We start from the raw sequence: 24113 nt of genomic DNA, 5'->3' as shown, positions 1-24113 counted from the left end.
GGAATCGCCTTACTTCAGGAAGCCGTTCTTTTTCAAAAAGTCCTCAGCGACGCCCTTGACTGGCTCGCCGCCAACCTGCACGCGGCCATTCAACTCCTGCAGCGTGACGAGATCGAGCTTGGCGAAGACCGGCTTCAGCAGCGTCTCGATTTCGGGATGCTCCTTCAGCACCGCCTCGCGAATGATCGGCGCCGGCTGATAGACCGGCTGCACAACCTTGTCGTCTTCAAGCACGACTAGGCCGGAGGGCGCGATGCCGCCGTCGGTGCCGTAGACCATGGCGGCGTTGGCGCCGTTGGTCTGGTTGGCCGCAGCGGCAATGGTCGCCGCCGTATCGCCGCCCGACAGCGTGATCAACTGGTCCGGCTTCAGCGTGAAGCCATAGGTCTTCTGGAACGCGGGCAGCGCGGCCGCCGAATTGACGAACTCGGCGGAGGCCGCCAGCACCACCTTGCCGCCGCCCGAGACATATTTGCCGAAGTCAGAAAGGGTGACGAGCTTATTGGTATCGGCGACCTCCTTGCGCAGGGCGATCGCCCAGGTGTTGTTGGCCGGTGACGGTGACAGCCAGACGATCTTGTTGGCGTCGTAGTCGAGCTTCTTGGCAGTCTCGTAGGCCTTGGCGGCGTCTTTCCACACCGGATCGTCGGCCTTCTCGAAGAAAAAGGCGGCGTTGCCAGTGTATTCCGGATAGATGTCGATCTCGCCGGCTGTAATCGCCTTGCGGACCACGGGCGTGCCGCCGAGCTGGATACGGTCGGTGGTCTGGATATTATTGGCATTCAGCACCAGTTGGATGATATTGCCGAGCACGCCGCCCTCGGTGTCGATCTTCGACGACACCACCACCTGGGCACTCGCCGAGGCAAACGTAATTCCGAGCGCTAGTACAGCGCCGGCCAGAACCTTGATTGAAAACATCTCACAAATCCCTTGCTGTGAACCGGAATACGGCTGCCGCATATGAGCATGGCTTCGATGCCCCGTCGGGGTACACGGTTTCATAAGAGGGGGGATGGGCGCAATAATTTTGTTCGGATGTGAGTGAATCCGCTGCCGCGACGCCCCGACAGCGTGACGTCAGTTGGCCGCCCGCAAGCCCGTCATCTTCAACACGCCCAGTGCCACGAAGCACAGCGCGACGACCGGGAAAATCATCCAGTTCAGCATCTCCCAGCCCCAGGCATTGTAGACCGCGCCCGACATCAGCGAGGCGAAGGCGACGGAGCCGAACAGGACGAAATCGTGGAACCCCTGGACCTTGCCTTTTTCGGATGGCTGGTAGCTGTCGGCCACCATGGCAGTGGCACCGATGAAGCTGAAGTTCCAGCCAAGGCCGAGCAGGATCAGCGTCGTCCAGAACTGCCACAGTGCCAACCCCGACAGCGCGACTATGCCGCAGCCAATGAGCAGTACCAGGCCGATAGCCACGATCCGTTCAGCGCCAAAACGATGGATCAGCGACCCCGTGAAGAAGCTCGGCGCGAACATCGCCATGACGTGCCAGGAAATGCCGAGCGTGGCGTCGTCGGTCGAAAGGCCGCAGCCGACCATGGCCAGCGGCGCGCCGGTCATCACGAAGCTCATCAGTGCGTAGCTGCCGATGGCGCAAAACAACGCCGCGACGAAGCGTGGCCTGGTGACGATTTCTGAGAGCGGCCTGGCGTCGCCGTCGGAAATTTCAACCTTCTCGGTTGCCATGGCTGGGATACGCAACAAAGAGAGAATGGCGGCGCCGACCGCCGCCAGTACCAGGATGGACGCAAACGAGCCGGCAAACTTCACCGGCGAGAACAGATCGCCGGTGAAGATGACGATCTGCGGCCCGAGTATGGCGGTGACGATGCCGCCGGCCAGCACGAAGGAGATGGCACGCGCCTTGAATTCAGGCGGAGCATTGTCGGCGGCGGCAAAGCGGAATTGCTGGACGAAGGCGCCCCCGATGCCGATCACGGCCAAGCCGAAAGCGAACAGCCAGAAGCTGGGATGAAACAGCGCCAGCGTGGCGATCAGGCCGCCAAGCGCTGTCACCGCCGTTCCGGTCATGAAGCCGTCGCGCTGGCCGAGCCGGCGGATGACCGCCGCGGCCGGCAGGGAACCGAGTGCCACGCCGACATTGAAGCCGGTGATCGGCGCGGTTGCCAGCGACTTGTCAGCGTCGAGCAGATACTGCCCGGCCAATCCGCCCATGGAAATGGCGATGGGTGCGGCCGAGCCGATGATCGCCTGCGAGGCTGCGAGGATGAAGGCGGTGCGACGCGCTTCCTTGCCCGCCTCAACGGCGACGACGGCGGTCATGAGGCGTCCTTACCGCGGCCCTCGCCGCGCACCCGGCGCGACACGCGATCAAGCACGGCATTGACCAGTTTCGGCTCGTCGTCCTCGTAAAATGCCTTGGCGATGTCGACATACTCGGAGACGATGACCGCCACCGGCACGTCCTCGCGCTGCATCAGCTCGTAGACGCCGGCGCGCAATATGGCGCGCAATGTGGAATCGAGCCTGGATAGAGGCCAGTCCTCGGTCAGTGCCTGTCGGATGATCGGATCGATGGTCTTCTGGTGCTCGACGACGCCTGCAAGAATGGCGCGAAACCATTGCGCATCGGCTTCGCGATAGAGCGCGCCGTCGACTTCCTTTCCGAGCCTGAACGCCTCGTATTCGGCGGTGATCTCAAACACGCCGCTGCCGGCGACGTCCATCTGATAGAGCGCCTGTACAGCGGCCAGACGGGCTGCACCGCGCTTGTTGGCATGGCGAACCGCAGGCTGGCCGGGCGAAGCGGGTTCGCTCACGTTCGCTCTCCCAGCTGTTCCTTTAGAGCGATCATGGTCAGCGCCGCGCGCGCCGCAAAGCCGCCCTTGTCGCCTTCCGAACGCCTGGCCCGTGTCCACGCCTGTTCGTCGTTTTCGGTGGTCAGGATGCCGTTGCCGATACAGACCGAATCCTGCACGGACAGGTCCATCAGGGCACGGCTGGATTCATTGGCGACAATCTCGAAATGATAGGTGTCGCCGCGGATGACTGTGCCGAGGGCGACGAAACCGTCATAGTTCGTCCCGCCTTCGGAGGCACCGTCGAGCGCGAAGGAAATCACGGCGGGGATTTCGAGCGAACCAGGAACGGTGACGACATCGTATGTCGCGCCCGCTTGGTCGAGCGCGCTGGTCGCGCCTTCGAGCAGCGCGTCGGCAAGGTCGTCGTGAAAGCGCGCCTCGATGACAAGAAGGTGCGCCTTCTTCTTCGGACGGGTGAACGCTTTGCCGTGTTGGGATGTGCCTGCCATAGATGTCTCCGGGGATCGCCGGTGACTTAGGCCGAAGCCGGTTTGATCGCAAGCGGAAGATTGCCGAAGGAACTTTCAAGGCCAACTCGGCGGCGATCGCATCAGGGAATGGGCTTTATGGACGAGCGCCTCAAAGCCCCTCCTTCGCCGCCTCCATCAGCCGCGCGGCGTAGCGGGCCATGGTGTCGATCTCGAGATTGACCCAGTCGCCGACCTGGCGTTCGCCCCAGGTGGTGACGGTCAGCGAATGATGGATCAACAGCACGTCGAAGCGGGTGCCTTCGACCTTGTTGACGGTGAGCGAAGTGCCGTCGAGTGCGACGGAACCCTTGGGGGCGATGAACTTGGCAAGCTCGCGCGGTGCTTCCAGGGTAAAGCGCACGGCGTCACCCTCCTCCTTGCGGGCCACGATCTCGGCCATGCCGTCGACATGGCCTGATACAATGTGGCCACCGAGTTCGTCGCCGATCTTCAGCGCCCGCTCCAGATTGATCCTCGTGCCGGATTTCCAGGCCATAGCTGTCGTCAGTCTGAGTGCTTCTTCCCAGGCCTCGACCTCGAACCACCGTGCGTTGGCGCCGTCTTCCGGCAGTCCCGTTACCGTCAGACAGACGCCGCCACAGGAAATCGAGGCGCCGATGGCAATGGTCTGCGGATCGTAGGCGGTGTCGATACGCAAACCGACGCCTTCCCTGAGCGGCTTCACGGCAGCGACGGTGCCGACATCGGTGACGATTCCAGTGAACATTAGTTTGGCCCCGTGAACATCAGTTCGGTCCTAGATGTCTCTTATCCATTCCGCATATGTGTCTTCGCCGAAACGCATGTTGCGCAATTTGCGAAATCCCGGCGGGATATTGTTGGCATCGATTGGCGATACAATGCCGCCCTCGCCGATCGCGTCCGGCCCCTGAAACAGCACGATACGATCGACCAGTTGTTCGTCGAGGAACGCCTTGGCCACCCTGGCGCCGCCCTCGACCAAGAGGCTGGCCATGCCGAGCGCCGCCAGATCCTCGAGCAGTTCCGGCAGCGCAATATCGCCTTCATACGTCTCAGTGCCGATGAAGCGAACGCCGACGCGTTCGAGCGCGGCGCGCCGGTGCGGATCGGCCTCGGCGCAGGCAGCGATATAGAGCGGCACACGGTCGACGCCGGCGACCAGTTTCGAAGTCTCGGCTAGCCTGATCTGACGGTCGAGCATGATGCGCGCCGGCGAACGGCTCTCCAGTCCCGGAAGCCTAACCGTCAGCGCCGGATCGTCCTCCAGTGCCGTGCCGATGCCGATCAATATGCCATCGGCTTCGCCCCGCATCAGATAGACTTCGCGCCGGGCGATATCGCCGGTGATGGAGACTTGTCCCTCGCCTCTCACGCCGATCTTGTTGTCGCTTGAAAGCGCAAGCTTCAGAATCACTTCCGGGCGTTTTTTCAGAGATCGAATCAAATAGCCGGCCATCTGCTCCGCGGCGTCGGCCGCCAGCACTTTTTCCACCACCTCGACCCCAGCGGCACGCAAGATTGCATAGCCCTTGCCGGAAACACGCGGGTCCGGATCGCTGGCAGCGCCGACCACACGCGCCACGCCGGCACTGACCAGCGCATTGGCGCAAGGCGGCGTGCGGCCGTGATGGGCGCAGGGCTCCAGCGTTACATAGGCGGTGGCGCCGCGCGCCAGTTCGCCGGCCTCTGCCAAAGCCTCGGTCTCGGCATGCGGCCGGCCGCCGACGGCGGTGACGCCGCTGCCGACGATCATCGGCCCGTTGCCGTCATCACGCACGATCAGCGTGCCGACGGAAGGATTGGTCGAGGTCCGGCCGGCATTCTTGCGCGACAGCCTGAGGGCTGCCGCCATATAGCGGCGATCGAGGAGCTCTTGCTCAGCCGTGCTGGGTTCGGACCCTGCCATGCTCAACTGGCATCCTCTTCGCTCTTCCGCTCTTCGCCCCTGGGCTCGTCGGTTTTGAGCTCGTCGCCTTTGAGTTCACCCAACACGTCGTGGAAATCCTTGGCCTCGCGGAAATTGCGGTAGACGGAGGCAAAGCGCACATAGGCGACATCATCGAGCGACTTAAGCGCCTCCATGACCAGCCGGCCGACTTCGCCCGAAGCCACTTCGGTCTCGCCCGAGCTTTCGAGCTGGCGCACGATGCCGGTCACCGCCCGGTCGATACGTTCCGGGTCGACATTGCGCTTGCGTACCGCGATCTCGACAGAGCGCAGCAACTTGTCGCGGTCGAACGGCACCTTGCGTCCAGACTTCTTCACGACGACGAGATCGCGCAATTGGACGCGCTCGAAAGTGGTGAAGCGGCCGCCGCAATCCGGGCAGACGCGCCGCCTGCGGATCGCCGCTCCGTCTTCGGCAGGGCGCGAATCCTTCACCTGGGTATCTTCGGACTGGCAATAAGGGCAGCGCATGGAGAGCCTTCGGTTCGCGATTCTCGTGGAGCGAAAGGCTTAGAGGTTTTTGCCACGATGGCAAAGTATGGCCGATGACCGATCGCGCCTCAGAGATAGCGAGGCACGAGGAAAATTGCGAGAGTGGCAAGCAGTTGAACGGCAATACGCCAATCAGGGAGCGACGTCGCCGGTCGGGAAGCCGCAGGACGTGCCGAGATAGCGATAGGCCTTGGTGAAGCCGTCCATCGATATGGTCGCGACCGGCTTGTCGGCGAAGCTGACATCAAGGGCGCTCGTACGGCGCATGGCACGCAGTATGGCAAGCGTGGTCTCGGGTTTGTTGTCCATCATCCACTGTCCGTCGGCGATAAGATGAAAACCAGCCTTGATCTTGTCGTTAACGTCGCGAAACACCGCCGGGACGTTGTCACCTTTGGGCAAGTCACTGTTTCTCACGGCGATGATGAGGCTCGGATAGCCTCCGGGTGGCAGTACGTCGCCGTTCGAGATGGCCAGCGTAAGGGTACCGGTGGTCCCGTTAGCGTCGAAAAAGACCGTCGAAGCGGCGCAGGTCTTGCGCACATCCTCACCGGTGTTGACCTCGTCCATCGTGGTGGACCACCTGCCGAAGGTCTCTGTCCTTGGCGCTGCCGGCGTCGGCTCGGTCTGCGCCAAGGCGAGGCCGGACAGCTGCAAAATGGCCGATGCCAGCAAGGCACCAAAGCCGGCGACACGGAAAGTTTGCATCATTGAGCTTCTCCGCAGGTGCCTTGCTGTCGCACCGGGATTGTCGCGCACATGGAGGACACTCGGCGTCGGTCAACCAAGATACGGGTAAAGCGGAAAACGATCCGTCAATGCCGCCACCTTGGTCTTCACAACTGCCTCGACGGCCGCATTGCCATCGTCGGAATTGGCGACTTTCAGTCCATCCAGCACCTCGGCGATCAGCTTGCCAATCTCGCGGAACTCAGCCTGGCCGAAGCCGCGCGTGGTGCCAGCCGGCGTGCCAAGCCGAACGCCCGAGGTGACGAAAGGCTTTTCCGGGTCGAAGGGGATGCCGTTCTTGTTGCAGGTGATGTTGGCGCGGCCAAGGGCAGCCTCGGCGCGCTTCCCGGTGGCGTTCTTGGGGCGCAGGTCGACCAACATCAGATGGTTGTCAGTGCCGCCGGAGACGATGTCGAGACCGGTTTCCTGCAGGCTGGAGGCCAGTGCCTTGGCATTGGCAACGACGCTCTCCGCATAGACCTTGAAGCTCGGCTTCAGCGCCTCGCCCAGGGCCACCGCCTTGGCGGCGATGACATGCATCAGCGGTCCGCCCTGCAGGCCGGGGAAGACGGCCGAATTCATCTTCTTGGCAATGTCCTCGTCATTGCACAGGATCATGCCGCCACGCGGGCCGCGCAGCGACTTGTGCGTCGTGGTGGTGACCACATGGGCATGCGGCAGCGGCGACGGATGCATGCCACCGGCGACCAGTCCGGCGATATGAGCCATATCGACCATCAGATAGGCGCCGATCGAATCGGCGATCTCGCGAAAACGCTTCCAGTCCCAGACACGTGAATAGGCTGTGCCGCCGGCCAGGATCAGCTTCGGCCTGGTCTCATGGGCGGTCTTCTCGATCGCGTCCATATCGAGCAGATGATCGTCCCGGCGCACGCCATAGGAGACGACCTTGAACCATTTGCCGCTCATATTGACCGGCGAGCCATGCGTCAGGTGCCCGCCGGAATTGAGGTCGAGACCCATGAAGGTGTCGCCGGGCTGCAGCAGCGCCAGGAACACCGCCTGGTTCATCTGGCTGCCGGAATTCGGCTGGACGTTGGCGAAGTTGCAGCCGAACAGCTTTTTCGCGCGTTCGATGGCGAGTTCCTCGGCGACATCGACAAACTGGCAGCCGCCATAGTAGCGTTTGCCTGGATAGCCCTCGGCATATTTGTTGGTCATGATCGACCCCTGCGCCTCGAGCACGGCGCGCGAGACGATGTTTTCCGAGGCAATCAGCTCGATCTCATGGCGCTGGCGACCGAGTTCGTTGCGGATGGCGCCGAAAATCTCGGGATCGGCATCGGCAAGCGTGGTTTCGAAGAAGGATTCGAATTTGTTCGACACTGCCGCTGCTGTTGCCATGGGCTGAACTCCTCAAGGTTCGGGGTCTGTCGCGCCATTAACACAGTTGCTTTCGGCCCGCCACGTTTGGAGCGCGAAATTTGCTGGCCGGATTGCGCCAGAGAGACTGGCGGCCTATTCCCTTGCCCTGCTGAAGGGCCGGCAGGCTTCGGTGAGCGTGATCTCGGTGAACAGCGCCTGCATCGTATGGTCGTTGATCTGGCCGGCGTGATGGCGCCGCGCACGCCGGCAACAGAGCCGGCGATCCGGACGCGCAGCCCGAACGGCTCGGCCTTGCGCTTGTGTAATCGCGCCGAGACGCGCGTCGCGATGTCGCCGACCCAGACCCCCAGGAAGCGCAGCCCCATCCGGCGATCGGCCCAGCGAAGCTTGTCGCGAAAGACCCGGCAACGAAAAAGGCCGCCCTTCCGGCGGCCTTTTGCAAATGAACTCAGCTGCTTAGAGCGCGGATGTGATCTGCAGCTCGTTGGCTCCGTCGAGGCCGTAAATGTCGTCACGGAACTGGACCACGCCCGGCCCTGTTGACCAGGCCGAGACGTAGAGAAAATAGACCGGCACCGGATTGGTGACCTGCACCGGCGTGTTCTCCCCGGTCTTGATCGCCGCCTCGAAATGCTGGCGATCCCAGCCCGGTGTGTCGCGCAGAATCCAGGTGACGAGGTCGCGCACGTTCTGAACGCGCACGCAGCCAGAGGAATCGAAGCGCATCAGCTTGCCGAAAAGGCTCTGCTGCGGCGTGTCGTGCATGTAGACGCCGTCCGGGCTGGGGAAATTGATCTTGACCGAGGCCATCGCGTTGCCGGAACCGGGATCCTGGCGGAAGCGATATTTTTCGGCATCGTCGGTCGACCAGTCGACCGTCATTGGGTCGACCTCGCTGCCGTCCGGCGCGAACAGGCGGATATGGCTATCCTTGAGATAGTTGGGGTCCTTCCGCATCAGCGGAATGATGTCCTTGCGCACGATCGAGACCGGCGCGTTCCAGTACGGATTGACGATGATTTCGTTGATCTTGGAATTGACGATCGGCGTCTGGCGATCGATCTTGCCGACGATCGCGGTGTGGCGCAGCACAACGCGGTCGTTCTCGACAGCCTCGATCTGCGCCGCCGGGATGTCGACCAGCACATAGCGGTTGCCAAGCGTGCCGGCCCGCTCACGCAGCCGTTGCAGATTGGTCTGCAGCTGACCAAGCCGAACCGGCGCCGACACGTTCATTGCCGCGAAAGTATATTTGCCGGTGGTCCCGTCGGCCGGCAAGCCGTGACGCAACTGGAAGCGCTTGAGCGCCGAGTCGACGTAAGAATCGAACGCTTCCGAGAGCCCGGCGCTCTGCGCCAGATCGCCCGATATCATCAAGCGCCTGCGCAGCGGCACCACATCGGGATCCTCGACGCCAAGCTGCAGCTTCTTGGTGTCTGGAACCTGCTCCCAGCCGCCTTGCGCGACGATATTCTGATACTGCATGATCGCCTGCTCGGTGAAGGACACCGTCTGCAGGCTGAAGATCGGCAGCGTCGAGGCAACCTTGCCGCCTTCGCTGGCACGCGCATCGAATTGGTCGTCCCAATTGCCACGCGCCGAGGATTTCAGGATATCCCCGATCACATCCTGTGCACTGGCGCGGCCGGCGACCATTGCGGCTGCGAGCGCGGAGGCTCCTGAAAGGAAGAAACGGCGGCTGGTTCTCATGGATGGTCCAGACATTCTTGCTACAATTCAACCCACCGGGCGGTCTCGCCCGCACTCTAGAGTTGGCTTCTTAACAATTAGCCAACCATGGCCCGCATCACTTCGGTGTAAAAACACATGGGTGTAAAAACACATGGAAGTGACTTGAGCACAGGACAAATGCACGGCTTTGGCCCAGCATCACCCGCATCTTCGGTTCCATTCGAATATGGCGGCAACGTGGCTGTTGCTCGAATTTGGATCGGCCGGCCTGACGAAACGGCAAGACCGGTGCTTTTCGGCACCGGTCTTTGGTCTGCTCCGCGGCAGCACTTCCGTGGTCCAGCTTCAGATCTTGCTGCGGCGGGTGCGATTACATCCGATAGGCGATGGTATCGTTCCAGAACCGATCCAGCCGCTGCAGGGCGCGGTTCATCTGCTTGAACTCTTCCGTGTTGATGCCGCCGACCTGCTCGATCGAGCCGACATGGCGTTCGTAAAGGCCGGCGACGACTTCCGCCACCTCGTTGCCCTTCGGCGTCAGCGAGACACGGACCGAACGGCGGTCGATGCGCGAGCGCTGGTGGTTGATGAAGCCGAGATCGACCAGCTTCTTTAGATTGTAGGAGACATTCGAGCCGAGATAATAGCCGCGCGAGCGCAGTTCGCCAGCGGTCAGCTCCGAATTGCCGATGTTGAACAGCAGCAGCGCCTGGATGGCGTTGATGTCGGAGCGACCGTTGCGGTCGAATTCGTCCTTGATCACATCAAGCAGACGGCGATGCAGCCGCTCGACCAGCTGCAGCGATTCCATGTACAGCGAACGGATCGCCTCGCGGCGGTCATCGGATACGTTGGCGGTCTTCGCCGCCGGACGCGAATTGATCATTGTCTTTGCCTCTCGTTTGTCGCCAGGTGATTTTTTTGTTCTTCACCTTGATCGCGACACTATCGAATACTCATAAAATTCGACTTAAACGCCAAGGCTAACAAGAGCTTACCGGTAAGGGGTTTCGAAAGAGGCTTAACGGACGGTCACCCGAGCAAGGATGATTAACCTAAAGATTTAGCCAACGATCCTGGCCGGAATTGCTATCGCCGGGCTTGCCGCTTCTGGATCCAGATCACCACGCGGAACACTATGTAGAGCAGCGCCACCGCAAGGTGCGAGGCGACGATCAGCGGCCGGCGGCCGAACAAGTCGGGGAAGCCAGCATACATGACGCACTCGGTCACCGCGCAGATGAACCAGATCACCGGCCCCCAGGACGCCAGCATCCACAGGCCGGCGGCAGCGAATGGAAAAAACACCGCCAGCACCACCGCCGCCACCTGCCAGTGCACCGGCATCAGATCGAAGCGCCACAACTGGCCGGGGTAAACGCCGATCAGCCGGATCCAGTACAAGATGCCGAACAGCAGACAATAGCCGGCGATAACGCGCTGGAACCAGGCGAAGATGACCTCGATCGTCGAGGGCTGCAGCACCACGCGTCTCGAGGTGGCCTCGCTCACAGCTTCAGTTCCCGTTCGCCGAGCGATGCGAAATAGGCATCGACGTCGGCGGCGCTGACGTCATCGATGCCTGCCGGCCGCCATTGCGGCGTCGAGCCTTTATCGATGATGGCGGCGCGGATACCTTCATAGAAGTCGTGCCCGACAAGCATACGGTTGAGGATACGGAACTCCATTTTCATGCACTCGTCCATCGACAACGTCTGCCCGGCGCTGATCTGGCGCCACGCGACATGCAGGCTGGTCGGTGAACGTGTGCGGATGGTGGCCAGCGTCTTTGCCGCGAACTCGTCGGCGATGGCTGCCCGCTCCAGGCTGGCGACCATATCGGCCAGTGACGGCTGCGCGAAATGCCGAGCGATGGCTTCCAGCGTCGGCCTGTCTGTCTCGCGTTTGGCCGGGACGAAGCAGCCGCGCAGCACCGATTCCGGGTCGCCGCTTGCCGCCAGCCGGTCGAGAAAGCCGGGCTGGTCCTCCGCCTTGATCGTATGGGTGGCGAGGCCCGACCACAAAGCATCGCCATAGCGGATGCGGTTGCCGGTCAGCGCCAGATACATGCCGAAGCTGCCGCCGAGATCCGGCAACAGATGGCTGGCGCCGACATCCGGGAAAAAGCCGATGCCGACCTCTGGCATGGCAAATTGCGCGTTCTCGGTCAGCACCCGCTGCGAGCCATGGAAGGAGATGCCGACGCCGCCGCCCATGACGATGCCGTCGATCAGGGCGACATAGGGTTTCTTGAAACGGGCGATGCGGGCGTTCAGCCGGTACTCGTCGGCGAAGAACTCGACCGGCGGTTTTCCAGCCCGGCCGGCTTCGTAGATGTGGAGGATGTCGCCGCCCGCCGAAAATGCCCTGCCCTCGGCCTTGACGACGACGACGTCGACACCATCGTCGCGTTCCCAGCTGCGCAGCGCCTTGTCCAGCGCCTTGACCATGCGGTGGGTTACGGCATTGAGCGCCTGCGGCCGCGTCAGCGTGACGACGCCGGCCCTGCCCAACCTTTCGAAGCGAATCTCGTCGCCTCCGCCAAAATCCATCGCCAGAGAATCCCTCCCGCGCCCGCCGGGAGTGAAGTGCTAATGCGTGGCGCATAGCCACGTCAATGGCAGCGCCAATCCCGCCTGCTGGCCCGTGGCCGCAGCCGGTGCTAATGCTGGCGCTTTGAACTGGAAGGTTGGGCCATGCCTTGGTTGCCACGCCTTGCTGTTGTGGTGGTCGGCCTAATCGCTGCGAACACTCCTCCCATATCGGCCGAAACCGTGGATAGTCTCTACCAGTCGCAGACCATCGTCACCGGCCAGGGCGAGGTCAATCGCGAGATCGGTTTCAAGACATGTTTGGATGCGGTGCTGGTCCGTGTCTCCGGTGATCAGCGGCTGGCGAAAAAACCTGAGGTGGCGGCGCTGCGCGACAAGGCCGGCAGCTTCGTTGCCGAATTCCGCTACCACGACCGCCTTGAAGGCATTCCGGTCCATGACGAACAAGGCACGCACGACCGGCCGCATGATCTCACCTGCCTATACAGGCCCGACGTCATCGATCCGGTGCTTGCCGCGCTTGGCAGCAAGCCATGGCTTGCCGAGCGGCCACGCCTGGCGATTTTTCTGGCGGCGGAGCAAGGCACAAGGCATTTCGCGCTGACTGCCGACGACCAGCGCGGGGCGGCGATGCGCGAATCCTTCGTCAATGCCACCGGTCCGCTGGTCATGCGGATTTTGTTTCCCGAAGCGTCGATGCTGTCGGCCTCGAAGCTTGACGACCGGGCCCTGCGCCATGCCGATATGGCGACGCTGGACCAGCTTGCCCGAAAGGCCGGTGCCGATCAGGCGCTCGCCGGCAGCCTGATCTGGAGCGACAAAGAGTTGGGCTGGATCGCCGATTGGCGGCTTGCCATGAACGGCAAGGCTTATAAGTGGCAAGTGCGCGGTGTCAGCTTCGACGAGGCATTCCGCGTCGCCATGCGGGGTGCTGCGCAGATCCTGTCGGGCAATGGTCAACCAGAATAACGCCCAACAGGACCGCTGGCACAATCGTGTCGCATTGGTCAGCAGCGAAGGCTCGTGGTAAAAGCCGCCCGTCCGGAGTTTTGGCGATGAACAAATTCACACCTGCAAAGCCTGCCGGCGCGCGCAGCGTCGACGAGATCACCGGCAGCCGGCGGCTGCGGCGCATGCGCAAGGCCGATTGGTCGCGCCGCCTTGTCCAGGAGAACCGGCTCTCGGTCGACGATCTGATCTGGCCGATCTTCGTCGTCGACGGCAGACAAGTGCGCGAACCGATCGCCGCCATGCCCGGCGTGTTCCGCCTGTCGCTCGACCTCGCCGTCAAGGAGGCTGAGCGCGCGGCCAAGCTTGGCATTCCGGCGATCGCCACTTTCCCCAATGTGGAGCTCGGCCTGCGCGATCAGACCGGTTCGCACATCCTCGATCCCGAAAACATCATCAACCGCGCCACCCGCGCCATCAAGCGGGCGGTGCCGGAGATCGGCATCATCACCGACGCGGCGCTGGATCCGTTCACCTCGCATGGCCATGACGGCATCTTGCGCGAGGGCATTATCGTCAATGATGAAACGGTGGAGCAGGTGTCGGCGGCGGCCGTCATTCAGGCGGCGGCGGGGGCCGACATCATTGCCCCCTCGGACATGATGGACGGCCGGATCGGTGCCATCCGCGATGCGCTCGACGCCAATGGATTTCAGGATGTAGCGATCATGTCCTATGCGACCAAGTTCGCATCCGCCTTTTACGGCCCCTATCGTGAGGCGGTCGGCACCGCCGGCCTGCTCAAGGGCGACAAGAAGACCTATTACATCGACCACGCCAATTCCGACGAAGCGGTGCGCGAGGCCGAGCAGGATCTAGCCGAAGGCGCCGACATGCTGATGGTCAAGCCCGGCCTGCCCTATCTCGACATCATCCGCCGGCTGAAGGACGAGTTGCAAATGCCGACCTTCGCCTATCAGGTCTCGGGCGAATATTCGATGATCAAGGCCGCCGCCGCCAATGGCTGGATCGACGGCGACAAGGCGATGCTGGAATCGCTGCTCGCGTTCAAGCGCGCCGGCTGCGACGGGATTCTCACCTACTTTGCGCCCGAAGTAGCGGCGATGCTGAAGGGATAGGTGATCGCATCGTTTTGGGACTTTGGTGCATGGGATGGGGCCTGTCGTAAACCTTCGGGATTGGCCGAATCCTCCCTCCCCCTCGTCATCCTGGGGCGGAGCAGGAGCGAAGCGACGCGGCGCAGACCCTAGGATCCATGCCGTGACCTGGCGGCAGCGCTCCGGCGGATCGAAAACGAACGCACCCATCCGGTTCTCCGAAAAAGTTCGGCCCATTCCGGATTGGTCTTCTTGATCTCCATTCGCGTGGTTCGTCGTTCTGGGCCGCTGTATTCTTCGGCCGATGTCACGGCATGGATCCTAGGGTCTGCGCCGCGTCGCTTCGCTCCTTGCTTCGCTCCAGGATGACGACGGGATGGTTGGTTATGGCCAATCGCCAGCGTTGGGAGATTGGCGGTTGTGGCCCAGCCGTTCATCGCTAGCCGGCGATCCAAAAACACCGCTTGCAAAATGCAATCAGTTAAGCTAACCCGATAACTGCTTGCATGTCACAATTGGTTATCGAGGAGGCTCTCATGTCCAAACTTCGCGTCAGCGCTTTCACCCTGTCGATCGACGGCTTCGGCGCCGGTCCCGACCAAGACCTGAAGAACCCGCTGGGTGTTGGCGGGGAAGCCCTGCACGGATGGATGTTCGGCACCCGCACTTTCCGCAAGATGGTCCTCGGCAAGGATGGCGGGACCACGGACACTGACGAGGCGTTCGCCGCACGCAGCTTCGAAAACGTCGGCGCATGGATCCTCGGCCGCAACATGTTTGGGCCAATCCGCGGCGAATGGCCGGATGACAGCTGGAAAGGCTGGTGGGGTGACAACCCGCCCTACCATGTGCCGGTCTTCGTGCTCACGCATCATCCGCGTGATCCGATTGTAATGGAGGGCGGCACGACCTTCTATTTCGTGACCGATGGCATCCACTCAGCGCTACAAAAGGCGAAAGCAGCGGCTGACGGCAAGGACATAAGGCTCGGCGGCGGCGTCGCCACGATCCGGCAATATCTCCAGGAAAAGCTCATCGACGAATTGCATCTGGCGATCTCACCGGTCCTGCTCGGCGCCGGCGAGAACCTTTTTGCCGGCATCGACATGCCCAAGCTCGGCTATCGCTGCAGCGAGCAGGTCGCGACGCCGAAAGCCACGCACGTCATCATCGAACGTGCCTAGCTTGTCGCAGGGCGCCACAGAGCAGCGCCCTCCTCGCCGCTTTAGTCAGTACTTCTCCGGCACATACAGTTCGCGCGGCAGTACCTGGCGCTCGTATTCGGGATTGAAGACGCGCTCCGGCAGTATGATCTCTTCGTGCGGCACCTCCTCATAAGGCATCTGCTTGAGGAGTTGGTCGATGCAGTTCAGCCGTGCCCGTTTCTTGTCGTTGCCCTCGACGATGAACCACGGGGCGCCACCCTTGCCCGCCGAGTCGCGGCCCTCGAAGACCACGACGAGCTTCTTCTTGTGATAGGCGACCCAGGACTGCAGCTTGATCAATTCGGATTGCAGCATGATGAGATCGCGAAAATACTGCAGGCGGTCGATCGATGGCGGATGCGCATTCTTGTAGATCTTGGCGATCTCCATCGACAGCGCCGGCTCCGAGATTTCCAGCTTATAATCTTCGTCGAGCGTGTCGGCGAGTTCCGCTTCCAGCCAGTCCCCGGCCGGGGAATTCTGTTTTATCTCGATCATTTGCGCTGCTCCGCTTACAGTCCTTGCCGGCCGCTGTCAGGCGCTCCGCCGCCCGGCCCGGCGGCCGGAAATCGAAGCGCTGAACCGATGTTAGTATAGGCCGGCAATGACGGTTTTATTGCAGCCACTGCTGCGCTGGCTGTGCGTTCAATCCGAAAGATGTGATCGAGCTTGCCCTGCGGAACTGGCGACAAGCGGAACGAATTATCCTACAAATGCCCGGTTCATTGAGGGCTGTCGTTTGCAACGCCCTTTCCCGATAAATCGTGAGGATACGACATGGAATACCGCACTCTCGGCCGTTCCGGGCTGAAGGTTTCGACGCTGACCATGGGGACAATGACATTCGGCGGCGGCGGCGCGTTTTCGGCGGTCGGCAAGACCGACCTCGACGAGGCGCGTCGGATGATCGACCTTTGCATCGATGCCGGCGTCAATGTTATCGACACCGCCAACGTCTATTCGAACGGCGTGTCGGAAGAGATCATCGGCGAGGCGCTCGGAGGCAAGCGCAAGGGCGACGTGCTGATCGCCTCCAAGGCACGCATGCGGATCGGCAAAGGCCCCAACGATGAAGGCTTGTCGCGCTACCATCTGATCCGCGAATGCGAGAGGAGCCTGAAGCGCCTCAGGACCGATGTCATCGACATCTATTTCCTGCACGAGTGGGATGGCCTGACACCGCTAGAGGAAACCATCGCCGCGCTCGACACGCTGGTCGCGCAGGGCAAGGTCCGTTATGTCGGCTGCTCCAATTATTCCGGCTGGCAAGTGATGAAGGGGCTGGGGATCAGTGACCGTCATCACCAGCCGCGCTTCGTCACCCAGCAGATCCATTACACGTTGGAAGCGCGCGAGGCCGAGTATGAATTGTTGCCGATCTCGGTCGACCAAGGGCTCGGCGTGCTGGTCTGGAGCCCGCTTGCCGGCGGGTTGCTGTCCGGTAAATACCACCGTGACCAGCCGACCGCCCGCCAGCTCAGCGGCTGGTCGGAACCGCCGATCCGCGACGAGGACCGGCTGTGGCGGATCGTCGACGCGCTGATCGACATCGGCAACAACCACGGTGTGTCGGCGGCGCAGGTTGCGCTTGCCTGGCTGCTCGGTCGGCCCGCCGTCAGCTCGCTGGTGATCGGCGGACGAACCGAAGCGCATTTCAAAGACAATATCGCCGCTGCAAGCCTTGTGCTTGGCGATGAGGAGCGCACACGCCTCGACGCGGTCAGCAGGCCGCCCGTGCTCTATCCTTACTGGCACCAGCAATTCACGGCAAAGGACCGGTTCGGTCCGGCCGATCTCGTCCTCGACCGCGACGGCGCCTGAAAACAGCCTGAAGCCAGGTTCCCGGACTGCGCCGAGATATGGAGCCGATCGTGCCTTGCGGTGTTGTGTTTGCGGCCCAATGCTCCTAGGCAAAGGCCAAGCACAATGAAAGGAACCGATATGGCACGAGCACCGAACTACGGTCAGGAACGCAAGGAACGCGACCGGCAGAAGGCTGCCAAGAAGGCGGAAAAGCAGGCTGCCAAGGTCGCAGCCAAGGAGCGATCGAAGCCCGAGGGCGAGAGCGAGTCCCAAACCAAAACCGAAACGGCCGAGTGATGACGCCCGGCCTGTCAGGCGGTCCGGGCCTCGGTCAAATCCCGCTATGCCTCAGGCGGGCGCCTTGTCGCTGACGAAGACGTTCACTTCACGAGCGGCGGCAATGAAGGCCCGTCTTGCGTTCATGGCCGGCTTGTCGCCGGCCAGCGCATCATGACAGGCCTGCAGCGCTTCGCGGTGCTTGGGGCTGCGCTTGCCGGGCCAATTGTTGAGGAGGTAGTCGGAAGCCTCGCGGGCCGTACGCAAGAGCTGATTGCTTCCTGCCGCGCCCTTGACGGTCACGGGTGTGTCAAATCGGTTGTTTTCCATCGCCGCTCTTACGCCATCGGCATTTGCGAAGCGAGACCGAAAGTAGCATTCTTCGCTCATCTGCCCTTTTTCGTCATCAATGGCCGCGGATCCTCACTCAAGCGACGACGGCAAATCCCCGGGCGCGCAGGCCGCGCCGGTCGTTGCGCAGCGAGGTCACCAGCCGGTCGCGGCTGCCGATGATATGGGTTGAAAGCAGGCGGGCAGCGCTATCGGCATCGCCGGCCCGTACCGCCGACAGAATGGCATGGTGTTCGGCCCAGGCACGGCCAAGTGCTGCCTCGTCGCGAACCTCGAGCCAGCGGGCGCGCGACAGGCGTGTCATCGCGTCGCGAACCGCTCTGAACAGAAACTCGTTGCCGGACAGACGCGCCAACTCGATATGAAAGTCCATGCCGACGCGATGCCATTCCTCGCGCGGCGTCTTGTCGTCGCAAGAATCGAGCATCCCCTCAATGATTTCGACGGCACTCCGGTCCTGCAAGGTGCAAGTTATTCTGAGCGCCGCGACCTCGACCGCCTCGCGATAGACGGCGATCTGCTCGAGTTCGGCGAGATTAATAGGCGAGACCGTCCAGCCGCGGCCGTCGCGGCAGATCAGGCCTTCGGTCTCGAGCCGCAGCAATGCCGCCCTGACCGGCGTGCGCGAGGCGCCGAAACGGCTTTCGACCCAGCGCTCCGTCAGCCGCTCGCCGGGACCGATCTCGAGCCCGAGGATCATCTCGCGAAGCTGCTTTTCGACGTTTTGCATCTGCGACATTGGCGTTCCTTTTGTTGGAGCCGGTTCATTGGCTCTCTGTTCACCGGCCATTTGTTGCCGATCCCTTTGCAGGGGCCGCATTGACAGCGACCAGCCTTGCGTCCATGATGGATACCAATCTGGTATACCAAAATGGGATCCACAACAAGTTTTCATCCAAGCCGGCGGGACAGGACAGGACATGCCGCAAGACGCCACCCTCGCCACGCAAGGCACGCACAACGTCCACTGGCGTCGCAATCTCGCCGTGTGTTTTGCCGGCTCGTTCAGCACGCTTGTAGCGATGACGCTGCTGTTGCCCTTCCTGCCGCTGTACGTCGAGCAGTTGGGCGCCGAGGGTCACGCGGCGATCGTCCAGTGGTCGGGCATTGCCTACGGCGCCACCTTCCTTGCTGCCGCGCTGGTTGCGCCCTTGTGGGGGCGGCTAGGCGACCGCTACGGCCGCAAACTGATGCTGGTGCGTGCCAGTTTCGGCATGGCGCTGTGCATGTCGCTGACCGGCATGGTGCAGACCGTCTGGCAATTGGTGCTCCTGCGCCTGCTGATCGGCTTTGCCGGCGGCTATTCTTCGGGCTCGACCATCCTGGTTGCCATGCAGACGCCGAAGGATCGCTCTGGCTGGGCGCTGGGCGTGCTGTCGGCCGGCATAACCGCCGGTGCTCTGGTCGGTCCGCTGCTCGGCGGCGCGCTGCCGCCGCTGATTGGAATCCGCGCCACCTTCCTGCTCGCCGGCGGCGTCATTTTCCTGGCGTTTCTGGCAACCACCTTGCTGATCAGGGAGGCCCCTCGCCCGGTTGCCGTCAAGGCGGCGTCACAAGAAAAAGCGAGAGGCGGCTGGTCGCAGATTCCCGACAAGCGCCCCGTCGTCGCCATGCTGGCGACCGGCATGCTGTTGAGTTTTGCCACCATGTCGATCGAGCCGATCATCACCGTCTATGTCCAACAGCTCATCGAAGATCAGAGCCAGGTCACGCTGATCTCCGGCATCGTCATGTCCGCGGCAGCGCTCGGCGCCATCCTGTCAGCGTCGCGGCTCGGCAAGCTCGCCGACCGTATCGGCCATTGGAACGTAATCGTTGCCGCACTCGCCGTCTCGGCGCTGCTCCTGATCCCGCAGGCCTTCGTTACGCAGGGCTGGCAACTCGTCGGCCTGCGTTTCTTGATGGGCCTGGCGCTTGGCGGTCTCGTGCCCTGCATCACCAGCGTCATCCGCCACAATGTGCCAGACGGCGTCGGCGGCAATGTGCTGGGCTTGTCGATCTCGGCGCAATATGTCGGGCAGGTCGCCGGACCGTTGCTCGGCGGCTTCGTCGGCGGCCATTTCGGTATGCGCTCGGTGTTTCTCGGCACATCGGTGCTGATGGCGGGCGGAGCGGCCTATAACTGGCTGGTCCAGTCGCGCCGCGAACGCGCCATGCTGGCGGAAGCCGGCAAATCCTGACACGGTTCGCCGCACTATCTCAGGCGGTCGCCAGGAATCGCGGAGGCGTGGAAATGAGCATGGCTGAACAGACGGCGGGCAGTCGCATTCTGATTTTTGCCGGCAGCCTATGCGGCGCAACCGGCGTGGCTCTTTCGGCGGCGGCGGCACATCTCGGCGGCGCTTTCGTCGGTACGGCCGCATCCTTCCTGCTCATGCATGCGCCGGTCTTCCTTACCGTCGGGCTGCTCGGTGGCAATAGAATCCTGCGAACCGGAAGCCTCATCCTTCTCGTCGGGCTTCTGCTTTTCTCGGGAGATCTTTTGGCCCGCGACTTCCTTGGCTCGCGGCTGTTCCCGATGTCGGCGCCGATCGGCGGCACGTTGCTCATCGGCGGCTGGCTCGTGATGGCCGCCTCGGCGCTGGTACACCCGCGCCGCCATTGATGCGGCAACCAATGGCGGCCGCTGCTCTTTTCGCCAGCCGCGCTCGATCCACGAGCTCTGTCTTGCCAGCTCAGTCTTGCGGACGTTCGGGCCGGACTTGGCCGTCGCGCTTGGGCGTCTTGACTATACGCCGTCGCTCCAGCCGTTCGGTGGCCGGCGAGATGCCCCAATAATTGCGATAGATGTCTTCGAACAGATGCTTGATCGGATGCATGGCTTAATGTCCTCTAGCTTTTTGAATCGATCCAATGCGCGGGCACAAATAATAGGCCGCCGATCAGCTCCGCTTGCGCCCTACGAGGAAACGCAGGTCGCGAATCCACGGACCGGTCCTGTCGCGCCCCTTACGGACATCCGCGCCCGAGCGGATGCTCCAGTCGTTCCGGTAAATGTCCTCGAACAGATAATTGACGGGGTGCATGGCGCTCTCCTCTTGTATCGATCCAATCTGCGGATAAAAACCGCTCTTGGATCGATTCAAGAATACGCGTCACATTATAAATGTCAAGCAGAAATTTGAATCGATCCAAGGAAGATGTTAGGTAATCGGCGATACTGTTGGACAGGAGTCCTGGAGACAAACAAATGGCATCACTCACCGAAGGCGGCAGGAGGCCCATCCGGCTGGCGGACATCGCCAAGGCCGCGGGCGTATCGCACGGCACTGCCTCCAATGTCTTCAGCCGTCCCGAAATCGTGCGCGAGGAGGTCCGCGAGCGGGTCAAGGCGGCGGCCGACGCGCTGGGCTACGCCGGCCCGGATCCCAAGGGCCGCCTGCTGCGCGCCGGCAAGGTCAATGCAATCGGCGTCGCCACAACCGAGCCGCTGTCTTATTTCTTCGACGACCCGTTTGCCCGCGTGATGATGGCCGGCATCTCGGAGGCCTGCGACGCCACCGGCGCGGGAATAGCCCTCGTGTCGGCTGGCAACGAGGAAAAACTTGCCTGGAATATCCAGAGCGCCCTCGTGGACGGCTTCATCCTGTTCTGCATCGAGGGCGGTCCGCGTCTCGTTGAGCTGACGCGCGAACGAAAGCTCCCCTTCGTCGCGCTCGAGCTCGGCTCGCAGGACGACACGGTCTCCGCGATCAGTATCGACAATGTTGCCGGCGGCCGGCTCGCGGCGCGCCATCTGGCGGAACTTGGACATCGCCGCTTCGCCGTGTTGTCGCTGGCCTTCGCCGACGACAGCACCGGTCTTGTCTCGCCCGAGCAGGTCCGGACGGCGTCCTATACCGGAACCCGTGATCGCCTCCTCGGCTATTTCGAAGAGCTTTCCCGGTTTGGTGTCGACACCACCAAAGTGCCGGTCTACGAGACCGAAAACGATAAGGCGAGCACAAGGGCTGGCCTTGAAACCATCTTCGCCTCGGCGGAACCGCCGACCGCCATCCTGGCGATGTCGGACCGGATCGCAATGGTGGCATTGGAATGGCTCAACGCACGGGGCATCGCGGTTCCCCGCGATGTTTCCGTCGTCGGCTTCGACGGCGTGCCTGAAGCCGCAACTTGCGAGCCTCCGCTCACCACCATCGCCCAGCCGATCGCCGAGATCGGCCGCCGGGCAGCGCGAAGAATCCTCGACTTCGACGGCACGGTGCGGCGAGAAACGCTCGACGTCGAACTTGTCGTCAGGGCATCGTCCGGACCACCGCCAAGTACAGGCTGACTGGGGCAGATCGGCTCCAAATCTTATCTATTGGCCGCCATGGGACCGATGCCAAAGGATGGACGAACAGGCAGCGCCTCGTTGCGGACCGGCTTGCCCTTGCCGGACCAGCCGATTGCGGACAGCCACTCCAGATAAAAGGCGAGCGCGAACTGCATGGCGATGCCGGCGGCGAGCAGCAGACTGTCATAGGCAATGCCGCCCGGGTTGATCAGCTTCATCACCTGCGCCGCCATGGCAATCACCGTGCCGGCAATGAAAACCGGCAGCGAGCGTTTGCCCAATATGGCGAGCGGATTGTCGCGGCCGGTGCGGAACAGGTTCGAGACGAAAGGCAAGGCGACGACCAGATAGCTCATCGCCAGGATGTGCAGCAGCCGCGGCAACGACAGGAACGTCTTGTCGAAACCGGTCAGCACCACCGGCAGGTCGAGCCATGACACATGCCCCCACAGCGGGCTATGCACCCAGACGAGCGCCGTCAGCACATAGGCGGCCGCCGCGCCGACCAGCCATCGATTGACCGGGATGGTGCCGCCGCGCCGCACATGCAACACGCTGGCCATGCCGATATTGAACAGCAATTGCCATGACAGCGGATTGAGGAACCAGAACCCGGGCTCCGGGTAGTTCGGCGGCGCGATCTGGTAGATTCCGGCAACCAGCCAAAGGGCTGCGGACACGGCAAGCGCGGCCAGTGGCCTGTAGCTGATGAACAGCAGGAAGGCCGGCGCCATCAACAGCAGCACCGCATAGACCGGCAGTATGTTGTTGTAACCGAGCTGATGGCCGAGCGTGACGACACCGACCAGGACTTGCGGCGGATTCCTGACGAGCGGCTCGATGTTGATCAGCGTCAGAAGGTCCGGCCGTTTCGCAAACACCGCCGCTGCGCAGAAGATGGCCATGACCACCATCGTCGTGACGATGTGGGTGACATAGAGCACGCCGGCGCGGCGCCACATCTTCAGCGTTGCGACCAACCGGTTTCCCGGCTGGAATCTGGTGCCGTAGGCAAGAGCGACGGACATGCCGGAGATCAGCACGAAGGCCTCGGCCGCATCCGAAAACCCGAAATTCTTGTAGGTCAGGGTTTCGAAAACTGTGCCCGGCACGTGGTCGATGAATATGGTCAGGAGGGCGAGTGCCCGGAACACGTCAATACGCGTATCGCGTTCCGGCGAAACTGGCATGGTCATCGATAAAAGGCCTTAAAGCTGGTTGTTCATGCGCGGTATGCGACCACCCGGGCGACCACCCGGCGCACACTGCTTCGAATCCCTCCCGCGGGGATTATATCGGCAAAGAAACGGACTGAAATGCGCCCGGTTCAATCAACTTTCGCGGAGCTTGAAAATATTCCGTTTTGAAGCCGGCAAATGAATGAAACATCGTGAAAACAAAAGGATGCAACTATGTCCGAAAAACCTCCGGAAGATGACTTTTTGCGGCGCGACCTGCCATTTTTTTATCGCGTTTACAGGCCCGCAGCACCAACCGGAGAGTGCCTCTTTCTGCTGCATGGATCGGGTGTCGACGAGACGACTCTGGTGCCGCTGGGGCGCCAAGTCTCGCCGCACGCCACCTTGGTGGCGGTGCGTGGCCGCATCGCCCAGGAAGACGGTTTCCGCTGGTTCAGGCGGATTTCGCCGATACGATTCGAGCAGGACAGCATCCGCAAAGAGGCGGACGCTTTCGCTGACTTCATCCCCAAGGCCGCGAAACGCCACGACCTCGATCTCGCCCGAGCCTCCTTTATCGGCTACTCCAACGGCGCCAACCTGGTTTCAAGCGTGATGCTGCTTCATCCGCGGCTGATCGTCCAAGCGGCTTTGCTGCGCCCGATGCCGGTTCTGGACGAGGTGCCGCCGGCGGATCTCAGCAACGCACGGGTGGTAATCTTATCCGGCGCCGACGACCTGATTTACCGGCCCTTCGCACTCGCGCTGGTCGGACTGCTCAGCCGGCATGGCGCCAAAGTCGAGGCCCACACCGTCGCCTCCGGCCATGAAATCGGCAATCCGGACGCCGCGATCGTCAGGCGGTGGCTGGCAGATCCTGCAGCCGCCGTTGCAACGTCAGATCGATAAG

Annotated in this window: 28 protein-coding genes; 9 read left to right on the top strand and 19 right to left on the bottom strand. The window is 62.3% G+C overall.

The window, feature by feature from the left end; translation table 11 throughout:
• Positions 1-9 precede the first annotated feature (9 nt).
• The 13 genes from osmF to NKI63_RS06640 all read right to left on the bottom strand — a co-directional run bounded on the left by osmF (position 10) and on the right by NKI63_RS06640 (position 12048).
• Positions 10-921, bottom strand: coding sequence for a glycine betaine ABC transporter substrate-binding protein OsmF (osmF, locus tag NKI63_RS06700; protein ID WP_352506504.1), 912 nt, complete (start codon positions 919-921; stop codon positions 10-12).
• Positions 922-1080: 159 nt separating this feature from the next.
• A complete protein-coding gene (locus tag NKI63_RS06695; RefSeq protein ID WP_352820788.1) occupies positions 1081-2298 on the bottom strand; it encodes an MFS transporter in 1218 nt (405 codons plus the stop codon).
• Positions 2295-2795, bottom strand: coding sequence for a transcription antitermination factor NusB (gene nusB, locus NKI63_RS06690; RefSeq protein ID WP_352506505.1), 501 nt, complete (start codon positions 2793-2795; stop codon positions 2295-2297). The genes NKI63_RS06695 and nusB overlap by 4 nt, the downstream gene beginning before the upstream one ends.
• Positions 2792-3286, bottom strand: a complete 495-nt coding sequence (ribH, locus tag NKI63_RS06685) for a 6,7-dimethyl-8-ribityllumazine synthase (RefSeq protein WP_352506506.1) — start codon at positions 3284-3286, stop codon at positions 2792-2794. Before ribH ends, nusB begins: the two co-directional genes overlap by 4 nt.
• Positions 3287-3416: 130 nt before the next feature.
• The gene (locus NKI63_RS06680) at positions 3417-4034 is read right to left on the bottom strand and encodes a riboflavin synthase (RefSeq protein WP_352820786.1); all 618 of its coding nucleotides are present in this window, start codon (positions 4032-4034) and stop codon (positions 3417-3419) included.
• A gap of 30 nt (positions 4035-4064) precedes the next feature.
• Positions 4065-5195 carry a bifunctional diaminohydroxyphosphoribosylaminopyrimidine deaminase/5-amino-6-(5-phosphoribosylamino)uracil reductase RibD gene (ribD, locus tag NKI63_RS06675; RefSeq protein WP_352506508.1) on the bottom strand — a complete coding sequence of 377 codons (1131 nt, stop codon included), beginning with the start codon at positions 5193-5195 and terminating at the stop codon, positions 4065-4067.
• A 2-nt stretch (positions 5196-5197) separates the two neighbouring features.
• Positions 5198-5707: a transcriptional regulator NrdR gene (gene nrdR / locus NKI63_RS06670; RefSeq protein ID WP_352506509.1), complete on the bottom strand. Its 510-nt coding sequence runs from the start codon at positions 5705-5707 to the stop codon at positions 5198-5200.
• Positions 5708-5860: 153 nt separating this feature from the next.
• Positions 5861-6439 carry a hypothetical protein gene (locus tag NKI63_RS06665; RefSeq protein WP_352506510.1) on the bottom strand — a complete coding sequence of 193 codons (579 nt, stop codon included), beginning with the start codon at positions 6437-6439 and terminating at the stop codon, positions 5861-5863.
• Positions 6440-6508: 69 nt separating this feature from the next.
• Positions 6509-7822, bottom strand: a complete 1314-nt coding sequence (gene glyA / locus NKI63_RS06660) for a serine hydroxymethyltransferase (RefSeq protein ID WP_254817549.1) — start codon at positions 7820-7822, stop codon at positions 6509-6511.
• Positions 7823-8260: 438 nt separating this feature from the next.
• Positions 8261-9514 carry a L,D-transpeptidase family protein gene (locus tag NKI63_RS06655; protein WP_352689388.1) on the bottom strand — a complete coding sequence of 418 codons (1254 nt, stop codon included), beginning with the start codon at positions 9512-9514 and terminating at the stop codon, positions 8261-8263.
• Positions 9515-9866: 352 nt separating this feature from the next.
• A complete protein-coding gene (gene ldtR, locus NKI63_RS06650) occupies positions 9867-10382 on the bottom strand; it encodes a transcriptional regulator LdtR (protein WP_023674486.1) in 516 nt (171 codons plus the stop codon).
• A gap of 203 nt (positions 10383-10585) precedes the next feature.
• On the bottom strand, positions 10586-11008 hold the full coding sequence (locus tag NKI63_RS06645; protein ID WP_352506512.1) for a DUF6163 family protein: 423 nt from the start codon (positions 11006-11008) through the stop codon (positions 10586-10588).
• On the bottom strand, positions 11005-12048 hold the full coding sequence (locus NKI63_RS06640) for an enoyl-CoA hydratase/isomerase family protein (RefSeq protein WP_352506513.1): 1044 nt from the start codon (positions 12046-12048) through the stop codon (positions 11005-11007). The genes NKI63_RS06645 and NKI63_RS06640 overlap by 4 nt, the downstream gene beginning before the upstream one ends.
• Positions 12049-12192: 144 nt before the next feature.
• Between NKI63_RS06640 and NKI63_RS06635 the strand changes: the two genes are divergently transcribed.
• The 3 genes from NKI63_RS06635 to NKI63_RS06625 all read left to right on the top strand — a co-directional run bounded on the left by NKI63_RS06635 (position 12193) and on the right by NKI63_RS06625 (position 15298).
• On the top strand, positions 12193-13017 hold the full coding sequence (locus tag NKI63_RS06635; RefSeq protein WP_352820785.1) for a DUF8605 domain-containing protein: 825 nt from the start codon (positions 12193-12195) through the stop codon (positions 13015-13017).
• Between the two features lie 86 nt (positions 13018-13103).
• Positions 13104-14135: a porphobilinogen synthase gene (gene hemB, locus NKI63_RS06630; protein ID WP_352506516.1), complete on the top strand. Its 1032-nt coding sequence runs from the start codon at positions 13104-13106 to the stop codon at positions 14133-14135.
• Between the two features lie 515 nt (positions 14136-14650).
• Positions 14651-15298, top strand: a complete 648-nt coding sequence (locus tag NKI63_RS06625; RefSeq protein WP_352506517.1) for a dihydrofolate reductase family protein — start codon at positions 14651-14653, stop codon at positions 15296-15298.
• Between the two features lie 45 nt (positions 15299-15343).
• Here the strand turns inward: NKI63_RS06625 and NKI63_RS06620 are convergent, their stop codons facing one another.
• Entirely contained in the window at positions 15344-15817 is a 474-nt protein-coding gene (locus NKI63_RS06620) for a polyphosphate kinase 2 family protein (protein ID WP_352506518.1), read from the bottom strand.
• 279 nt (positions 15818-16096) lie between these two features.
• Here NKI63_RS06620 and NKI63_RS06615 point away from each other — a divergent pair, with 279 nt between their 5' ends.
• Both NKI63_RS06615 and NKI63_RS06610 read left to right on the top strand, forming a co-directional pair.
• Positions 16097-17140, top strand: a complete 1044-nt coding sequence (locus NKI63_RS06615; RefSeq protein ID WP_352689393.1) for an aldo/keto reductase — start codon at positions 16097-16099, stop codon at positions 17138-17140.
• Positions 17141-17260: 120 nt separating this feature from the next.
• On the top strand, positions 17261-17419 hold the full coding sequence (locus tag NKI63_RS06610; RefSeq protein ID WP_254817539.1) for a hypothetical protein: 159 nt from the start codon (positions 17261-17263) through the stop codon (positions 17417-17419).
• A gap of 51 nt (positions 17420-17470) precedes the next feature.
• Here the strand turns inward: NKI63_RS06610 and NKI63_RS06605 are convergent, their stop codons facing one another.
• Together NKI63_RS06605 and NKI63_RS06600 are read right to left on the bottom strand one after the other, a co-directional pair.
• Positions 17471-17728: a DUF982 domain-containing protein gene (locus NKI63_RS06605; RefSeq protein WP_023674477.1), complete on the bottom strand. Its 258-nt coding sequence runs from the start codon at positions 17726-17728 to the stop codon at positions 17471-17473.
• A 97-nt stretch (positions 17729-17825) separates the two neighbouring features.
• Positions 17826-18488 carry a GntR family transcriptional regulator gene (locus tag NKI63_RS06600; RefSeq protein ID WP_352506519.1) on the bottom strand — a complete coding sequence of 221 codons (663 nt, stop codon included), beginning with the start codon at positions 18486-18488 and terminating at the stop codon, positions 17826-17828.
• Positions 18489-18669: 181 nt separating this feature from the next.
• Between NKI63_RS06600 and NKI63_RS06595 the strand changes: the two genes are divergently transcribed.
• Together NKI63_RS06595 and NKI63_RS06590 are read left to right on the top strand one after the other, a co-directional pair.
• A complete protein-coding gene (locus NKI63_RS06595; protein WP_352506520.1) occupies positions 18670-19929 on the top strand; it encodes a multidrug efflux MFS transporter in 1260 nt (419 codons plus the stop codon).
• Between the two features lie 53 nt (positions 19930-19982).
• Positions 19983-20354 carry a DUF423 domain-containing protein gene (locus NKI63_RS06590; RefSeq protein WP_352506521.1) on the top strand — a complete coding sequence of 124 codons (372 nt, stop codon included), beginning with the start codon at positions 19983-19985 and terminating at the stop codon, positions 20352-20354.
• Positions 20355-20424: 70 nt separating this feature from the next.
• Here the strand turns inward: NKI63_RS06590 and NKI63_RS06585 are convergent, their stop codons facing one another.
• Positions 20425-20568 (bottom strand): hypothetical protein, encoded by a 144-nt coding sequence (locus NKI63_RS06585; RefSeq protein ID WP_352477145.1) that lies wholly within the window; start codon positions 20566-20568, stop codon positions 20425-20427.
• Between the two features lie 63 nt (positions 20569-20631).
• Positions 20632-20775, bottom strand: coding sequence for a hypothetical protein (locus NKI63_RS06580; RefSeq protein WP_352506522.1), 144 nt, complete (start codon positions 20773-20775; stop codon positions 20632-20634).
• Between the two features lie 164 nt (positions 20776-20939).
• Here NKI63_RS06580 and NKI63_RS06575 point away from each other — a divergent pair, with 164 nt between their 5' ends.
• A complete protein-coding gene (locus NKI63_RS06575) occupies positions 20940-22022 on the top strand; it encodes a LacI family DNA-binding transcriptional regulator (protein ID WP_352506523.1) in 1083 nt (360 codons plus the stop codon).
• A 23-nt stretch (positions 22023-22045) separates the two neighbouring features.
• Here the strand turns inward: NKI63_RS06575 and NKI63_RS06570 are convergent, their stop codons facing one another.
• A complete protein-coding gene (locus tag NKI63_RS06570; RefSeq protein WP_352506524.1) occupies positions 22046-23221 on the bottom strand; it encodes an OpgC family protein in 1176 nt (391 codons plus the stop codon).
• Positions 23222-23437: 216 nt separating this feature from the next.
• On the opposite strand from NKI63_RS06570, the gene NKI63_RS06565 reads away from it, so the two are divergent.
• On the top strand, positions 23438-24112 hold the full coding sequence (locus NKI63_RS06565; protein WP_352689395.1) for an alpha/beta hydrolase: 675 nt from the start codon (positions 23438-23440) through the stop codon (positions 24110-24112).
• Position 24113: the final 1 nt, after the last annotated feature.

It is taken from the genome of Mesorhizobium sp. M0410, from assembly GCF_040321435.1.
Taxonomy (GTDB): domain Bacteria; phylum Pseudomonadota; class Alphaproteobacteria; order Rhizobiales; family Rhizobiaceae; genus Mesorhizobium.
The sequence above is the reverse complement of the archived record's forward strand: the minus strand, read 5'-3'. Positions and strand labels throughout refer to the sequence as shown.

Coding starts and splice junctions, on each gene's coding strand:
- NKI63_RS06590 (WP_352506521.1), top strand. CDS start 19,983: ATGAGCATGGCTGAACAGACGGCGGGCAGTCGCATTCTGATTTTTGCC.
- NKI63_RS06600 (WP_352506519.1), bottom strand. CDS start 18,488: ATGTCGCAGATGCAAAACGTCGAAAAGCAGCTTCGCGAGATGATCCTC.
- NKI63_RS06640 (WP_352506513.1), bottom strand. CDS start 12,048: ATGGATTTTGGCGGAGGCGACGAGATTCGCTTCGAAAGGTTGGGCAGG.
- NKI63_RS06585 (WP_352477145.1), bottom strand. CDS start 20,568: ATGCATCCGATCAAGCATCTGTTCGAAGACATCTATCGCAATTATTGG.
- NKI63_RS06610 (WP_254817539.1), top strand. CDS start 17,261: ATGGCACGAGCACCGAACTACGGTCAGGAACGCAAGGAACGCGACCGG.
- NKI63_RS06565 (WP_352689395.1), top strand. CDS start 23,438: ATGTCCGAAAAACCTCCGGAAGATGACTTTTTGCGGCGCGACCTGCCA.
- ldtR (WP_023674486.1), bottom strand. CDS start 10,382: ATGATCAATTCGCGTCCGGCGGCGAAGACCGCCAACGTATCCGATGAC.
- NKI63_RS06625 (WP_352506517.1), top strand. CDS start 14,651: ATGTCCAAACTTCGCGTCAGCGCTTTCACCCTGTCGATCGACGGCTTC.
- NKI63_RS06635 (WP_352820785.1), top strand. CDS start 12,193: ATGCCTTGGTTGCCACGCCTTGCTGTTGTGGTGGTCGGCCTAATCGCT.
- NKI63_RS06580 (WP_352506522.1), bottom strand. CDS start 20,775: ATGCACCCCGTCAATTATCTGTTCGAGGACATTTACCGGAACGACTGG.
- NKI63_RS06620 (WP_352506518.1), bottom strand. CDS start 15,817: ATGATCGAGATAAAACAGAATTCCCCGGCCGGGGACTGGCTGGAAGCG.
- NKI63_RS06680 (WP_352820786.1), bottom strand. CDS start 4,034: ATGTTCACTGGAATCGTCACCGATGTCGGCACCGTCGCTGCCGTGAAG.
- ribD (WP_352506508.1), bottom strand. CDS start 5,195: ATGGCAGGGTCCGAACCCAGCACGGCTGAGCAAGAGCTCCTCGATCGC.
- ribH (WP_352506506.1), bottom strand. CDS start 3,286: ATGGCAGGCACATCCCAACACGGCAAAGCGTTCACCCGTCCGAAGAAG.
- NKI63_RS06695 (WP_352820788.1), bottom strand. CDS start 2,298: ATGACCGCCGTCGTCGCCGTTGAGGCGGGCAAGGAAGCGCGTCGCACC.
- NKI63_RS06665 (WP_352506510.1), bottom strand. CDS start 6,439: ATGATGCAAACTTTCCGTGTCGCCGGCTTTGGTGCCTTGCTGGCATCG.
- osmF (WP_352506504.1), bottom strand. CDS start 921: ATGTTTTCAATCAAGGTTCTGGCCGGCGCTGTACTAGCGCTCGGAATT.
- NKI63_RS06570 (WP_352506524.1), bottom strand. CDS start 23,221: ATGACCATGCCAGTTTCGCCGGAACGCGATACGCGTATTGACGTGTTC.
- NKI63_RS06595 (WP_352506520.1), top strand. CDS start 18,670: ATGCCGCAAGACGCCACCCTCGCCACGCAAGGCACGCACAACGTCCAC.
- hemB (WP_352506516.1), top strand. CDS start 13,104: ATGAACAAATTCACACCTGCAAAGCCTGCCGGCGCGCGCAGCGTCGAC.
- NKI63_RS06575 (WP_352506523.1), top strand. CDS start 20,940: ATGGCATCACTCACCGAAGGCGGCAGGAGGCCCATCCGGCTGGCGGAC.
- glyA (WP_254817549.1), bottom strand. CDS start 7,822: ATGGCAACAGCAGCGGCAGTGTCGAACAAATTCGAATCCTTCTTCGAA.
- nrdR (WP_352506509.1), bottom strand. CDS start 5,707: ATGCGCTGCCCTTATTGCCAGTCCGAAGATACCCAGGTGAAGGATTCG.
- NKI63_RS06615 (WP_352689393.1), top strand. CDS start 16,097: ATGGAATACCGCACTCTCGGCCGTTCCGGGCTGAAGGTTTCGACGCTG.
- NKI63_RS06605 (WP_023674477.1), bottom strand. CDS start 17,728: ATGGAAAACAACCGATTTGACACACCCGTGACCGTCAAGGGCGCGGCA.
- NKI63_RS06655 (WP_352689388.1), bottom strand. CDS start 9,514: ATGAGAACCAGCCGCCGTTTCTTCCTTTCAGGAGCCTCCGCGCTCGCA.